Below are 13894 nucleotides of genomic sequence, written 5' to 3' on the forward strand. Positions count from 1 at the left end.
AAGGGGGAGGGAAGAGATCGTGGCCTTCATCGGCATATTCCCGCTAGAATGAACCCATGACCCTCACGCACAAACCCGTCGGCCCCGGCAGCCATGTCTTCCTCGTGGATGGCTCGTCCTTCGTCTTTCGCGCCTATTTCCAGTCGATCCGCCAGGACGCCAAATACAATTATCGCTCCGACCGCCTGCCGACCGGCGCAGTGCGGCTCTTCTGCACCAAGCTTCTGCAATTCGTGCGCGAGGGCGCGGCGGGGGCGAAGCCCACCCATCTCGCCATCATCTTCGACAAGAGCGAGAGGTCCTTCCGCAAGGACATCTATCCGGACTACAAGGCGCACCGCACCGAGCCGCCGGAAGACCTCGTCCCGCAGTTTCCGCTCATGCGCGCCGCCGTGCGCGCCTTCGGCCTCACGCCGATCGAGCAGGACATGTATGAGGCCGACGATCTGATCGCGACCTACGCGGCGCAAGCTCGCAAAAAGGGCGCCGACGTTCTCATCGTCTCGGCCGACAAGGACCTCATGCAGCTCGTCGGGCCGGGCGTCATCATGTACGATCCCGCTTCCGGAACCGCGGGCGCAAAGGGCTCGCGCGAGGAACGGCTGATCACCGAAGCCGAGGTCGTCGATTATTTCGGCGTCCCGCCCAATAAGGTCGTCGACGTGCAGGCGCTCGCCGGCGACTCGACCGACAATGTGCCGGGCGCAAAGGGCATCGGCGTCAAGACCGCCGCCCAGCTCATCCATGAATATGGCGATCTCGACACGCTTCTGGAGAAGGCGCCCGGCATCAAGCAGCCCAAGCGCCGCGAAGCCCTGACCGATCCCGAGGCGGTGAAGCTCATTCGCCTCTCCAAGCAGCTCGTCGAGCTCGTGCGCGACGCGCCGCTCGAAACCAAGCTCGAGGACCTCGGCCTGCATCAGCCGGACGCGAAAAAGCTGATCGCATTTTTGCAGGCGATGGAGTTCACGACCATCACCCGCCGCGTCGGCGAGCTCTATGGCGTCGATGTCCATGAGGTCGAGCCCGACCCCGACTTCGTCGGCGCCGCCGGCTGGCGGGCGCGCAACGGCGAGGTGAGCGACGCGCCCCGGCCCGCGCCGACGCGCACAGCCGAACCCGAAGCCGCGAAAGCCGCCGCCGCCTTCGCGCCCTCGACGCTCGCGGCCGCGCGCAAGGCGGCCGCTCTCGCGTCCAAGATCGACCGCTCGACCTATGAGACGGTGCTGTCGCCCGCGCGGCTCGACCAATGGGTCGCGGACGCCTTCGCCGCCGGCGTTGTCGCGCTCGACACCGAGACCACCTCGCTCGATCCGATGAGCTGCGAGCTTGTCGGCGTCTCGCTGGCGCTGGAGCCCGGCCGCGCCTGTTACATCCCTCTGCAGCACCGCGAGGCGGGCGACGGGGATCTCTTTGGCGGCGCGGAGCTCGTCGCCGGCCAGATGCCGCTCGAGACCGCGCTCGACAGGCTGAAGCCGCTTTTCGAGGACGACGCCACCCTCAAGGTCGCGCACAATATGAAATATGATCTGCTCGTGCTCGCCCGCTACGACGTCGCGGTCGCGCCGATCGAAGACACGATGCTGATCTCTTACGCGCTCGACGCCGGCCGCAACAATCACGGCCTCGACGAACTGGCGCAAAAACATCTTGGCCATCAAAATCTCACCTTCGGCGAAGTCGCCGGGACGGGCCGCAACTTCAAAGGTTTCGCGCGCGTGCCCCTCGATCGCGCGACGGAATACGCCGCCGAGGACGCCGACGTTGCGCTGCGCCTGTGGCGCGCGCTCAAGCCCCGCCTCGCCGCGGAGCATAAGACCGCGGTTTACGAGACGCTCGAGCGGCCGATGGTCGAAACGCTCGCCCGCATGGAGCGGCGCGGGATAACGATCGACCGTCACATGCTGTCGCGGCTCTCGGGCGAGTTCGCGCAGGACATGGCGCGTCTGGAGGCCGAGATTTTCGACCTCGCGGGCGAAGCGTTCAATCTCGGCTCGCCGAAACAGCTCGGCGATATTCTCTTCGGCAAGATGGGCCTGCCCGGCGCCAAGAAAACCGCGACCGGCGCCTGGTCGACGTCGGCGAGCGTGCTCGAAGATCTGGCGAGCGAAGGCAACGACTTCTCCCGTCGCATCCTCGACTGGCGCCAATTGTCGAAACTCAAGAGCACTTACGCCGACGCCCTGCCCGGCTTCGTGAACAAAGAAACCGGCCGCGTCCACACATGCTATTCGCTCGCGTCGACGACGACGGGGCGGCTCTCGTCATCCGAGCCGAATTTGCAGAACATTCCCGTGCGCAACGAGGCGGGCCGCAAAATCCGCAAGGCTTTCGTCGCGAGCCCTGGCCATGTGCTGATCAGCGCCGATTACTCGCAGATCGAACTGCGCCTGCTGGCGCATATCGCCGACATTCCGCAACTCAGACAAGCTTTCGCCGACGATATCGACATTCACGCCATGACGGCCTCCGAAATGTTCGGCGTGCCCGTCGCGGGCATGCCGCCGGAGGTCCGCCGCCGCGCCAAGGCGATCAATTTCGGCATTATCTACGGCATTTCGGCCTTCGGCCTCGCCAATCAGCTCTCCATCCCACGCGAAGAGGCTGGCGCCTATATCAAGCGCTATTTCGAGCGCTTCCCCGGCATTCGCGACTACATGGACGCAACCAAAAAGATCGTGCGCGAGAAAATGTGCGTGACGACGATCTTCGGCCGCGCGCTGCATTTCCCGCGCATGGCGTCGGCCAACCCTTCTGACCGCGCCTTCTATGAGCGCGCGGCGATCAACGCCCCGATCCAGGGCGCGGCCGCCGACATCATCCGCCGCGCCATGACGCGCATGGACGCCGCGCTCGCCGAGGCGGGCCTTGCGGCGCAAATGCTTCTGCAGGTGCACGACGAACTCGTTTTCGAGGCGCCGAAGGCGCAAGCCCAGGAAACGATTGCAATCGCGCGCCGGGTGATGGAGCAGGCGCCGCTCCCCGCCGTCGACCTCAGCGTGCCGCTGAAAGTCGACGCGCGCGCCGCGCATAATTGGGACGAAGCGCATTGAGAATGCGCTCGCCCTCCCCTTTGCGGGGAGGGAAGCGGCTGAAATTTTAGATCCCCGGATCATTCGCCGGCGGCGGCTTGTCGCTCTCCAGGCCATAAGCGTAGCGCGTCCAGATGCGCTCATGAAGATAATAGAGCACAAACATCACGCCGACTTGCACGCCTGCAATCTCCGCCGCGCGGGCGGCGTCTTCCAGAAAGGCGTAGACGACCAAGAAGGTCGAGACGCCCGCCGGCAAAAGCCAGGTGACAGCCTTGGCGAGGCTGCGCTTCGGCGCGGGGCGGTAGCTCTCGCGCTCGATCGCGACGCCTTCCATGGAGGCGTAGCTCAGATCGGTGAGCGGCGTCTCGGCGCGACGATCCGAGGCCGCGACCGTCTTCACCATGCCGACGGCCACGGTTTCATTGGTGATGCGATCGATCAGAATGAAGCCGCCCGTCTCGCGGTTCTCGACATAGGGATCGCAGGCCACGACGGTCTCGAGCGAGAGTCTCGCCTCGCCGATCTCGTTGAAGGCCAGCGTCTCGTCCGAAGGGATCGGCGCCGCGAGGCCCGTTTCGATCTCGATGCGCGCGTCGACCGCCGTAATATTGGCCGGCGTCGTCTTCGCGCCGATCTTCAGGAGATAGCTCTTGCCGATCGAGAGCGGCTCGCGCACGAGCCACAGCAACTTCGCCTCCAGCCGGTCGCCGACCTTCGCCGGCGACACGGGCGAACTCAACAGATCGCCGCGCGAGCAGTCGATTTCCTCCGTGAGCGTGATCGTCACCGATTGGCCCGAGACTGCGCTGTCGAGATCGCCGTCGTAAGTCACGACGCGGGAAATGCGCGTGTCGCGCCCGGCCGGCAGAATGCGGACGATGTCGCCGGGCCGGATATTGCCGCCGCTGATGAAGCCGGAGAAGCCGCGGAAGTCGAGATTGGGGCGGTTCACCCATTGCACCGGCATGCGGAAGGGCGCGATGCGCATCACGTCCTCGACCGCTACGCCTTCAAGATAGGTCAAGAGCGGCGGGCCGTCGTGCCAGGGCATGGTCTTGGCGCCATGCACCAGATTGTCGCCGTCCTTGGCGACGAGCGGCAGGACATAGACGGAGGCGAAGCGCAGATGCTTGGCGAAGTCGCGAAAATCCGCTTCGATCTTGCGGAAGGTCTCCTCGCTGTAGTCGACGAGGTCCATCTTGTTGACGGCGACGACGACATGGCGCACCCCGAACATGGAGGTGATGACGCTGTGCCGGCGCGTCTGCGGCAGGATGCCCTTGCGCGCGTCGACGAGCAGGATGGCGAGATCCGCCGTCGAGGCGCCGACCGCCATATTGCGCGTATATTGCTCGTGGCCGGGCGTGTCGGCGACAATGAACTTGCGCTTGTCGGTCGCGAAATAGCGATAGGCGACGTCGATGGTGATGCCCTGTTCGCGCTCCGCGGCGAGGCCGTCGACGAGCAATGCGAAATCGAGATCGTCGCCCTGCGTCCCGTGCTTCTTCGAGTCGGCCTCGAGCGCGGCGATCAGATCGTCGGGCGCGAGATCGGCGTCATAGAGCAGGCGTCCGATCAGCGTCGACTTGCCGTCGTCGACCGAGCCGCAGGTGATGAAGCGCAGCAGCGGCTTGTCGGCTGGAACACGCGCGACGGCCGTCTGGGCGGCGCCTTCGATGAGCTCGACGCCCTGCATGTCAGAAATACCCTTCCTGCTTTTTCTGTTCCATCGAGCTCGAGCCGTCATGGTCGATGAGGCGGCCCTGCCGCTCGGAGGAGCGGCTCTCGCGCATTTCGGTGATGATTTCGTCGAGCGTCTCCGCCTCGCTCTCAATGCCGCCGGTCAGGGGATAGCAACCTAGGGTGCGAAAACGCACTTTCTTGTGCTCCACGACCTCGCCCGGCTCGAGCTGCAGGCGGTCGTCTTCGACCATGATCAGCGTGCCGCTCCGGCGCACGACGGGCCGTTCCTTGGCGAAATAGAGCGGCACGACGGGGATGTTCTCGCGCGCTATATAGTCCCAGATGTCCGCTTCCGTCCAATTCGACATGGGGAAAATGCGCAGGCTTTCGCCCGGCGCCTTGCGCGTATTGTAGAGACGCCAGAATTCCGGGCGCTGGTTCTTTGGATCCCAGCGATGCTGCGCTGTGCGGAAGGACAGCACGCGCTCCTTGGCGCGCGATTTTTCCTCGTCACGGCGCGCGCCGCCAAAGGCCGCGTCGAATTTATATTTGTCGAGCGCCTGCTTCAGCGCCTCGGTCTTCATGATCTCGGTATGAAGCTTCGAGCCATGAACGAAGGGGCTGATGTTCATCTCAATCCCCCTGGGATTGATGTATTCGATAAGCTCGAGGCCCCACTCTTTCGCGATGCGGTCGCGAAAGTCGATCATCTCCCTGAACTTCCATGTCGTGTTGATATGCATCAACGGGAAGGGCGGCTTCGACGGGTAGAAGGCCTTCATGGCGACATGCAGCATCGCCATGGAATCCTTGCCGACCGAGAACAACATCACGGGCCGTTCGCATTCGGCGACGGCCTCGCGCATGATGTGAATGCTTTCCGCTTCGAGCCGGTCGAGATGGCCGAGCGAGCGTGTGGGCAGCGCCGTCATTGGAACGCCTCCGGCGATTTCGGGGCCGAGCCGCGGCGCAGAACTCCGTCTTCGCCGACATGCAGGCCGCATTCCTTCTTGTCGTCCTGCTCCCACCACCAGCGGCCGGCGCGTTCGTCCTCGCCGGGCTTGACGGCGCGCGTGCAGGGCGCGCAGCCAATGGAGAGAAAGCCCTGTGCGTGCAGCGCGTTCACGGGGATGGAGAACTCTTCCGTCGCGGCGGCGATGGCGTCGCGCGTGTAATCGAGAACCGGGTTGATCTTGATCGTCCTGTAGTTTGTGTCGAAAGCGATCATGGCGACGTCGGCCCGCGCCGCCGACTGATCGGCCCGCAGACCGGTGATCCAGCCGGAAACGCCATGGAGAAGCCGGCCGAGCGGCTCGACCTTGCGCACATGGCAGCAGGCCTTGCGCGCCTCGACGGATTTGTAGAATCCGTTGACGCCCTGTTCCTCGACGAGCTTTTCGAGCGGCTCGGTCGGCGGATAGGCGGCGCGGATGCGGCGGGCGTAGCGCGCCTCCGTGTCTTCCCAAAGCGCATAGGTTTCGGGAAAGAGGCGGCCCGTGTCGATCGTCGCGACGTCGATGTCGAGACCCTGGGTGAAGATGGAATGGGTAATGAACTGATCCTCTATGCCGAAACTCGTCGTGAAGACGATGCGGCCAGGGATGAGTTCGCGCACGAGCTGCAGCCGGTGATCGAGATCGAGCGGCAGCAGCCGCGGCGCGAGAATCTCGGGAATGGAGGCCGTCATTGCGCCGCCGCCTTTCGCCGCGCGTCGAGAATGGAGCCCGGCGCGACATAGCCGCGCTGATAGGTGCGGGCGTGCGCGTCGCGCGCGGCGCGCCATTGCGTCTCGTCCTGCCGCGCCTCGATGTCGTCGGGGATTTCCACCGTGTCGAAGCCACAGCCGAGCGCATGGGCATATTGATCAGCGAGCAGTCGCCCGCTCGCGCGCAATTCGCCCGCAAAACCGGCGCGACGCAGAAGGCGCGCCAGCGAAAAGCCGCGCCCGTCGGCAAAGGCCGGGAAAACGATCGAAATGAGGCCCAGTTTTGGCAGCGCGTCGGCGAGCGCCGCGGGCTCCGTCGTGTTGGGCGCGATGACGCCCAGATCGACGCCGGGGCCGTGAACCTCGATCGCATGGTCGAGCCGCGCGAGCGACACGATGACCTTGCCGCTCTTGGGCAGCGCCTCCTCCTCGGCGAGCCGGCGCCAGACGTCGTCGATGAAGCGGCCGTCAGATATCAGCGCCATCCTCGCCCTCCCGTCTCAGCACATCCTTGAAGCGCGCATGGCCAATCCGCCGCCAGGTTTCGATGAAAGTCTCGCCTTCCTGGCGCTCGGCCAGATAGAAATCGACGAGATGCTCGATCACGTCGGGCGCCTGCTCGGCCGTCACGCCGGGGCCGAGAATTTCGCCGACCGACGCGGAAAAGGTCGGATCGCCGCCAAGCGTGATCTGGTAGGACTCCTGGCCCTTCTTTTCGAGGCCGAGAATGCCGATCGCGCCGACGTGATGATGGCCGCAGGCGTTGATGCAGCCGGAGATCTTGATCCCGAGCTTGCCGATGCGGCGCTGGCGAGAGAGATCCGAGAAGCGCTTCGAGATGGCCTGTGCGATCGGTATCGAGCGCGCCGTCGCCAGCGAGCAGTAATCGAGGCCGGGGCAGGAGATGATGTCGGAGACGAGCCCGGCGTTGGCCGTGGCGAGGCCGGCGGCGTCGAGCAGTTTCCAAAGGTCGAAGAGATCGTCCTGCTTCACATGCGGCAGGATGATGTTCTGCTCATGAGAGACGCGCAATTCGCCGAAGCCGAAACGCTCGCTCGCCTCGGCGAGCGCGCGCATCTGCGCCGATGTGGCGTCGCCGGGAATCCCGCCGATAGGCTTCAGCGACACGGTGACGACGGCGTAGCCTGGAATCTTGTGGGGCCCGACATTCACCTCGACGAAATTGCCGAAGGCGGGATGCTCGACGCGGGCGGCGCGCAGCTTCTGCGAGTCAGCCGGCAGCGTCTCATAGGGCGGCGGCGCGAAAAACGCGGCGATGCGGTCGAATTCTGCAGGATCGTAGGCGAAGACGGAACGGTCCATCGCCGCGAATTCGGCCTCGACGGCCGCGCGCACCTCGTCGATCCCCTTTTCGTGAACGAGGATCTTGATGCGCGCCTTGTATTTGTTGTCGCGACGGCCGAAGCGGTTATAGACGCGCATGATGGCTTCGAGATAGGCGAGGAGATCGGCGCGCGGCGCGAAGTCGCGAATAACCTTGCCGATGAAGGGCGACCGTCCGAGGCCGCCGCCGACGACCACCTTATAGCCGATCTCGCCCGCGTCGTTCTTCACGATCGCCAGGCCGATGTCGTGAACCATGATCGCGGCGCGATCCTGCGCCGCGCCGGTGACGGCGATCTTGAATTTGCGCGGGAGGAACGAAAACTCCGGATGCGCGCTCGACCACTGGCGCAGGAATTCGGCTGTCGGGCGCGGGTCTTCGATTTCATCCGGCGCGACGCCCGAGAAATGATCGGCGGTCACATTGCGAATGCAATTGCCGGAGGTCTGGATCGCGTGCATCTCGACCTCGGCGAGCGCCTCGAGGATATCGGGCGTGTCGACGAGCTTCGGCCAATTGTACTGGAGATTCTGGCGAGTCGTGAAATGGCCGTAGCCGCGGTCATATTTGTCCGCGATATCGGCGAGGCGGCGCATCTGCAGCGCCGTCAGCGTGCCATAGGGAATGGCGACGCGCAGCATATAGGCGTGGAGCTGAAGGTAGAGGCCGTTCATCAGACGGAACGGACGGAACTCGTCTTCCGTCAACTTGCCTTCGAGGCGCCGGCGCACCTGCTCACGAAATTCCGCGACGCGCTCGCGCACGAAAGCGGCGTCAAAAGCGTCGTAGCGATAGGTCGTGACCGGCGCATTGGGCCGGGCGAGACTGGGATCATGTGCGGTCATCATGCGCCTCCCGCCGCCTGCTTGCCGAGATCGAGGCGCACGCTCGGTCCCTTGACCCGCATTTTTTCTCGGTAATGGAGCGGCGCCGGAACGCCGTCCGCGCCAACGGCGACGTCGGCGAGATAAACGTCGACGACGCGATTGGCGGCGATCTCCGCTTTTCCGAAGGCCTCCAGCGCCGCCGCCTCGTCCTTGTCGTGCGCGACGCGCGCTTTGACGTGATCGCGCTCCCAGCCCGAGGGCCCGAGAAACACCACCTCCCCGTCGGCGAGATTGGACGCCAGTAAAATCTGTGGATGTTTGAGCGCCGGCATCACGTCTCCTGCGCCAGTTTGAGCGACAGCCCCGTCATCTCGTCCGACCAGATGATCTGGCAGCTCAGGCGAGAATTTTCGTAAAGCATCGGCAATTCGTCGAGCTTTTCCAGCTCGTCCTCGCGCGGCGGCGGCACGCGGGCGGCGGAAACGGCGTCGAGCACGACGTGACATTCGGCGCAAGCGAGCGCGCCGCCGCAGGTGTTCTCCATACCGATGCCGTAATCGCGGAGGATTTCCATAAGTCTCCAGCCTTCAACGGCCGCGAGCTCATGAACGACGCCATTGCGGTCCTCGACGCGCAGAAACGGCGTCTCGGGCTCCAGCGGCGCAGCGCGCGTGTCGACAATGTCCAATGCAATACTCATGCGCTCGTTTTTCGATTTGCGGAAACGACGCCGCCCTCGGCTGTGGCGTTCTGTATTTCGAACGGTTAGATACCTTAAATCGCCCGGAAGTCAATTCACTTTCAAAATTCGCCCTATCACTTATTTCACATCCATCATCGGTATAATCGGCCTGGGAAAGCTGGGGCATGACAAGCAAGGTTAAAATATGTTTGCTAAGAATCAGGGGTCCACGAGCGGCCGACGCTCAAGCGCCACAGGAGACCGCATGGTAAAAAAACCAATAAAACCCGCAAAACAAACGCCGTCTCCGAAGCCGGAGCCGGAGCCGCGGCGTGAGCCCGCGCCCAAGGCGGCCGCCTCGAAGGCCCCCGTCGCCGATGTCCGGCCGGCGGTGATTGTCGTGGGCGCGGACAAGGGCGGCGTCGGCAAGACGACGATCGCGCGGGCCATCCTCGACTTTCTGTCGCTCAACGATATCGAGGCCCGCGCCTTCGACACGGAGACGCCGCGCGGCACGCTTCACCGGTTCCATCCGGACGAGACCATGATCGTCGATCTGACCTCGACGGCCGATCAGATGAAGATCATCGATACGCTGAACTCGGCGCAAGCAAAGGTGAGCGTCATCGACGTGCGCGCCGGCGGGCTGAGCCCCGCGCTCGAGGCCCTGGACGAAATCGGCTTTTTCGACGCGGTGAAGGCGGGTGAATTCCGTTTCATCCTGCTGCACGTCATCGGCCCGTCGATCGCCTCGCTCGACGAGATCGCGGAGATCGCGCCCTATATGACGGACGCGAATTATTTCATGGTGAAAAACCATGTGAACGACACGACCTTCTTCGAATGGGACCCGCAGACCCATGCGCGCTACTTCGAGGAAGTGACCACGACGGGCGAAATCACCATCCCCAAGCTCGGCGAACTCGCCTATGAGCAGGTCGAGCTGGCGGGAGCGCCCTATTCGGTCTTCATCGCCAATCAGACGGCGGATGGCGAGCCCGCGGATCACTCTTTCGTCCTGCGCGGTTATGTCCGCACCTGGCTCGCTCGGGTCGCGGATGAATTCGAGCGGGTCGGCCTTCTCGACCTCATCAACGGGGCAGCCAAGGCGTAAGGCGAAGGCGGCGCCGCCTCGTCCGCGAGGGTCATATGAGTCGCCGCACGCTCGTCTACTTCGTCTGTTCGCCCCATTCGCGCACTGGCGTTACAACCACCGCGCGCCTGCTGACCGACTACTACCTTTCGCGCGGCGTTCCGGTCGACGGTTTCGACACGGACGCCCGCGAACCGTCCTATGCCCAACGCTTTCCCGAGCTGTCGCGGATCGTCGACATCTACGACGTACGCGGCCAGATCGCGCTTTTCGACCAGTTGCTGATCGCTGACGAACGGCCGAAAATCGTCGACGTCTGGAGCCGCTCCTTCGATCGTCTCTTCGCCACCATCGCGGAAATCGGCTTTCTGGAGGAGGCGGCGCGCAGCGCGGTCATGCCCATTGTTCTCTTCCAGGCCGACATGTCGCAGATGGCGGCGAACAATTGCCGCCTCCTCACTACGACCTGGCCGGACCTGTGGGTGAGCGTCGTTCACAACGAGGGCGCCTCGCCGCTGGGCTTCGACGCGCGCGAGACGCTCGCCAGCTATCGGGCGCGCGGCAGGCTGGTCATTCCCAAGCTCGAGCGGCCGATCGTGAGGTTTCTCGACAATCCCGAGTTCTCGCTGTCCAACTTCCTGCGTGAACCGCCTGCGGCCATGTCGCTCGTCGTGCGGGCGGCGATCCGGAACTGGCTCCTCCCGACTTTCACCCAGCTTCACAGCTTCGAGCTGCGGCTCGCGCTGCAATCGAGTCAATTTTTACGTTAGGTTGAGATGATGGATTACCGGAAACTCGGACGCACCGATCTCTCCGTTTCGGCGATTTGCCTCGGCTCCATGACCTGGGGTCAGCAGAATACGGAGGCGGAAGGGCATGAGCAGCTCGACTACGCCTTTGCGCAAGGGGTCAATTTCGTCGACACGGCGGAAATCTATTCAATCCCGCCGCGACCCGAGACGCAGGGATCGACCGAACGCATCATCGGCTCCTGGCTCGCGGCGCGAAAGAACCGCGACAAGGTGATCATCGCGACGAAAGTCGCCGGCCGAGGCGACGCAAGCTGGTTGCGCGACGACGGCGCCAAGTCCGTCCTCGACCGCCAGAACATTCATTTCGCCATCGAGCGCTCGCTGGAGCGCCTGCAGACCGACTACGTCGATCTTTATCAGTTGCACTGGCCCGACCGCTCCCTGCCGCTGTGGGGCGCTGGCGGCACGACCTATCGGCGCCCGTCCAGCCGGGCCGAGGTCCCGATCGAGGAAACGCTCGCGGCGCTCGACGAACTGGTGAAGGCCGGCAAGGTCCGCCATATCGGCCTCTCCAATGAAACGCCCTGGGGCGTCGCGCGCTTTCTGCGCGCCGCCGAGCTTGGACACGGCCCCCGCGTCGTTTCGATCCAGAACGCCTATAACCTGCTCAACCGCACCTTCGAGATGGGGCTCGCCGAGTTTTCCGAGCGCGAACAGGTCGGGCTGCTCGCCTATTCGCCGCTCGCGCAAGGTTATCTCACCGGGAAATATCAGGGCGGCGCCCGCCCGCCCGGCGCGCGCACGACGCTCTTCGAACGCGCCCAGCGCTATGAAAAGCCGGGGGTGGCGGCGGCGATCGACGCCTATCTCGCGCTCGCCCGCGACCTCGGGGCCGATCCGGCGCAACTCGCGATCGCCTATGTGACGTCGCGGCCCTTCGTGACGTCGAACATCATCGGGGCCACAACGATGGCGCAGCTTAGAACAGATCTGGACTCGATGCGGCTCGCAATCACGCCCGAGATAGAGAAGCGTATCGACGCGATTCACCAGCTGCACAGCAATCCGGCGCCGTGAGGGTCCGGCTAATGGTCCCAGATTGCCCGGCGCGAAGCCGGGCAAGGCGCTGAAAAGGGGCGCGTCCCGCCAGCCGTCATGGCCGGCTTGTCCAAGCTCTCCGCGCCGGAAGGAAAAGCGGTCACGCAAAGAGTAAGGAGAAGGCTGGGGCCGCCTAAGCGTGACCCGCGCTCGACGACAGCCGCTCCAGATCGACGCCCATGGACCGCAGCGCGCGCGTGTATTTGCTGGGAAGATCCCGGTCGAACAGCAGCGCCGGATCCGCAGGGCAGTGGAGCCAGCCGTTGCGCTGGATTTCGTCTTCGAGCTGGCCGGCGTCCCAGCCAGCATAACCCAGCGCCAACAGCGCCCGATTCGGCCCCTCTCCGGCGGCGATGGCGCGCAGAATGTCGACCGTGGCGGTGAGCGACACGCCGTCGTCGATGGGGAGCGTGGAATTATCGAGGAAGAAGTCGGGCGTATGCAGCACGAAGCCGCGATCCGTCTGAACCGGTCCGCCGGAGAGCACCTGGATCTCTTCCGCGCCGCGCGGCAGGCTGATGCGCTCCTGCGGGGCGATCACCTGAAGCTGCACCAGCAATTCCGGGAAGTTCTTCACCCGCGACGGCTGATTGACGACAATGCCCATCGCGCCGTCTTCCGAATGCGCGCAGAGATAAATGACCGAGCGCGCGAAGCGCTCGTCCGCCATCCCGGGCATGGCGACCAAAAGCTGTCCGTCAAGAAACCGGCGCCCGCCGCTCTCCACGAATCGTTCCGGTCTCGCCGCTTCTTGCTTCCTGTGCAGTCCGCTCATAGGGTCATGCTACGCCCGCAACGCCCCCTTAACAAGCGGCGTGAAAGAAGATCGGGTCCAATCAATCGTCAAAGACCATGCCCAATCTCACGCTCAAGTCCGTCCGCGGCGCCGGTTCCGCCGCTTTCATCGCCCTCGCCGCCTTGGCCGTCGGCCCGGCCCGCGCCGCCGACTCCGACTTCGCGACGGCCCCCGCGAAAGGAACCATCTCCGCCGTCCGCCTGCTCTCGGCCGGCCCGATACAGGGCGGCGCCTATCGCGCCGGCGTCGAAATCGCTCTCGCGCCCAAGACGGTCACCTATTGGCGTCAGCCGGGCGAGGCCGGCACGCCGCCGGTTTTCGATTTCTCGAAATCGACGAATGTTGCAAAAGTCGAAACTGCTTTTCCCGCGCCGAAACATATCGACGAAGCGGGCTCCGTCGTCGCCGGCTATGACGAGAGCGTCGTCTTTCCGCTGACAATCACCCCGAAGGATCCGAAGGCGCCGGTGACGCTCGCCATGAGGCTCGACTACGCCGCCTGCGGCAAGATCTGTTTGCCGGCGAAGGCGGAGCTATCCCTCGCCCTGCCGCAGGCCGGCGCCTCTCCTTTCGCCGCGACGATCGCGGCCGCGGAAAAGCGCGTGCCGGCCAAGATCGGCGCCGCCGAGGCCGGGAAGCGGCTCTCGATCAGCAAGGCCGCCGACGGCGCCTGGCGGCTGAGCGTCGCGGGTCCCGGCAAGGCGCAGGACGTTTTTGCGGAGGTTCAGGAGCCGCTCTTCATCGAGAGCAAGTCCGACGGCGCAGGGTTCTTGTTGACGCTGTTCTCAGCCGGCCAAAATCCGAAAGGCGCGGACGCGACAGTGACCGTGGTGACCGACAAGGGCGCTTTCGAGGCCCCCGCGCGCCTCGAGTGAAAC

Annotated in this window: 13 protein-coding genes; 5 read left to right on the forward strand and 8 right to left on the reverse strand. The window is 64.5% G+C overall.

Features of this window, described 5'->3' with window-relative positions:
* Positions 1–56: 56 nt before the first annotated feature.
* Positions 57–3053 (forward strand): DNA polymerase I, encoded by a 2997-nt coding sequence (polA, locus tag ACETII_RS05660; protein WP_472787423.1) that lies wholly within the window; start codon positions 57–59, stop codon positions 3051–3053.
* Between the two features lie 46 nt (positions 3054–3099).
* On the opposite strand, the gene cysN is transcribed toward polA, so the two are convergent.
* Genes cysN through ACETII_RS05695 form a run of 7 tightly spaced genes read right to left on the reverse strand, consistent with a single transcriptional unit; the run spans position 3100 to position 9295 of the window.
* Entirely contained in the window at positions 3100–4731 is a 1632-nt protein-coding gene (gene cysN / locus ACETII_RS05665) for a sulfate adenylyltransferase subunit CysN (protein ID WP_472787424.1), read from the reverse strand.
* Position 4732: 1 nt separating this feature from the next.
* Positions 4733–5650 (reverse strand): sulfate adenylyltransferase subunit CysD, encoded by a 918-nt coding sequence (gene cysD, locus ACETII_RS05670; protein WP_472787425.1) that lies wholly within the window; start codon positions 5648–5650, stop codon positions 4733–4735.
* A complete protein-coding gene (locus ACETII_RS05675) occupies positions 5647–6405 on the reverse strand; it encodes a phosphoadenylyl-sulfate reductase (protein WP_472787426.1) in 759 nt (252 codons plus the stop codon). Before ACETII_RS05675 ends, cysD begins: the two co-directional genes overlap by 4 nt.
* Entirely contained in the window at positions 6402–6908 is a 507-nt protein-coding gene (locus tag ACETII_RS05680; RefSeq protein ID WP_472787427.1) for a DUF934 domain-containing protein, read from the reverse strand. The genes ACETII_RS05675 and ACETII_RS05680 overlap by 4 nt, the downstream gene beginning before the upstream one ends.
* Positions 6892–8613, reverse strand: a complete 1722-nt coding sequence (locus ACETII_RS05685) for a nitrite/sulfite reductase (protein ID WP_472788121.1) — start codon at positions 8611–8613, stop codon at positions 6892–6894. Before ACETII_RS05685 ends, ACETII_RS05680 begins: the two co-directional genes overlap by 17 nt.
* A complete protein-coding gene (locus ACETII_RS05690; protein WP_472787428.1) occupies positions 8613–8927 on the reverse strand; it encodes a DUF2849 domain-containing protein in 315 nt (104 codons plus the stop codon). The genes ACETII_RS05685 and ACETII_RS05690 overlap by 1 nt, the downstream gene beginning before the upstream one ends.
* Positions 8927–9295 (reverse strand): 2Fe-2S iron-sulfur cluster-binding protein, encoded by a 369-nt coding sequence (locus ACETII_RS05695; RefSeq protein WP_363349914.1) that lies wholly within the window; start codon positions 9293–9295, stop codon positions 8927–8929. Before ACETII_RS05695 ends, ACETII_RS05690 begins: the two co-directional genes overlap by 1 nt.
* A gap of 247 nt (positions 9296–9542) precedes the next feature.
* On the opposite strand from ACETII_RS05695, the gene ACETII_RS05700 reads away from it, so the two are divergent.
* Genes ACETII_RS05700 through ACETII_RS05710 form a run of 3 tightly spaced genes read left to right on the forward strand, consistent with a single transcriptional unit; the run spans position 9543 to position 12199 of the window.
* The gene (locus tag ACETII_RS05700) at positions 9543–10391 is read left to right on the forward strand and encodes a hypothetical protein (RefSeq protein WP_472787429.1); all 849 of its coding nucleotides are present in this window, start codon (positions 9543–9545) and stop codon (positions 10389–10391) included.
* Between the two features lie 35 nt (positions 10392–10426).
* Complete coding sequence (locus ACETII_RS05705; protein WP_363349916.1) at positions 10427–11140, forward strand: hypothetical protein; 714 nt, start codon at positions 10427–10429, stop codon at positions 11138–11140.
* Between the two features lie 9 nt (positions 11141–11149).
* Complete coding sequence (locus tag ACETII_RS05710) at positions 11150–12199, forward strand: NADP(H)-dependent aldo-keto reductase (protein ID WP_472788122.1); 1050 nt, start codon at positions 11150–11152, stop codon at positions 12197–12199.
* Positions 12200–12353: 154 nt separating this feature from the next.
* On the opposite strand, the gene ACETII_RS05715 is transcribed toward ACETII_RS05710, so the two are convergent.
* Positions 12354–12995, reverse strand: coding sequence for a YqgE/AlgH family protein (locus ACETII_RS05715; RefSeq protein WP_363349917.1), 642 nt, complete (start codon positions 12993–12995; stop codon positions 12354–12356).
* Positions 12996–13072: 77 nt separating this feature from the next.
* Between ACETII_RS05715 and ACETII_RS05720 the strand changes: the two genes are divergently transcribed.
* Positions 13073–13891, forward strand: coding sequence for a protein-disulfide reductase DsbD domain-containing protein (locus ACETII_RS05720; protein WP_472787430.1), 819 nt, complete (start codon positions 13073–13075; stop codon positions 13889–13891).
* Positions 13892–13894 lie beyond the last annotated feature (3 nt).

This window comes from Methylocystis sp. NC52PC (genome assembly GCF_055698645.1).

Bases quoted from the DNA above. Each gene is read 5' to 3' on its own strand.
- ACETII_RS05710 (WP_472788122.1), top strand. From the start codon at position 11,150: ATGGATTACCGGAAACTCGGACGCACCGATCTCTCCGTTTCGGCGATT.
- cysN (WP_472787424.1), bottom strand. From the start codon at position 4,731: ATGCAGGGCGTCGAGCTCATCGAAGGCGCCGCCCAGACGGCCGTCGCG.
- cysD (WP_472787425.1), bottom strand. From the start codon at position 5,650: ATGACGGCGCTGCCCACACGCTCGCTCGGCCATCTCGACCGGCTCGAA.
- polA (WP_472787423.1), top strand. From the start codon at position 57: ATGACCCTCACGCACAAACCCGTCGGCCCCGGCAGCCATGTCTTCCTC.
- ACETII_RS05720 (WP_472787430.1), top strand. From the start codon at position 13,073: ATGCCCAATCTCACGCTCAAGTCCGTCCGCGGCGCCGGTTCCGCCGCT.
- ACETII_RS05700 (WP_472787429.1), top strand. From the start codon at position 9,543: ATGGTAAAAAAACCAATAAAACCCGCAAAACAAACGCCGTCTCCGAAG.
- ACETII_RS05690 (WP_472787428.1), bottom strand. From the start codon at position 8,927: ATGCCGGCGCTCAAACATCCACAGATTTTACTGGCGTCCAATCTCGCC.
- ACETII_RS05715 (WP_363349917.1), bottom strand. From the start codon at position 12,995: ATGAGCGGACTGCACAGGAAGCAAGAAGCGGCGAGACCGGAACGATTC.
- ACETII_RS05685 (WP_472788121.1), bottom strand. From the start codon at position 8,613: ATGACCGCACATGATCCCAGTCTCGCCCGGCCCAATGCGCCGGTCACG.
- ACETII_RS05695 (WP_363349914.1), bottom strand. From the start codon at position 9,295: ATGAGTATTGCATTGGACATTGTCGACACGCGCGCTGCGCCGCTGGAG.
- ACETII_RS05680 (WP_472787427.1), bottom strand. From the start codon at position 6,908: ATGGCGCTGATATCTGACGGCCGCTTCATCGACGACGTCTGGCGCCGG.
- ACETII_RS05705 (WP_363349916.1), top strand. From the start codon at position 10,427: ATGAGTCGCCGCACGCTCGTCTACTTCGTCTGTTCGCCCCATTCGCGC.
- ACETII_RS05675 (WP_472787426.1), bottom strand. From the start codon at position 6,405: ATGACGGCCTCCATTCCCGAGATTCTCGCGCCGCGGCTGCTGCCGCTC.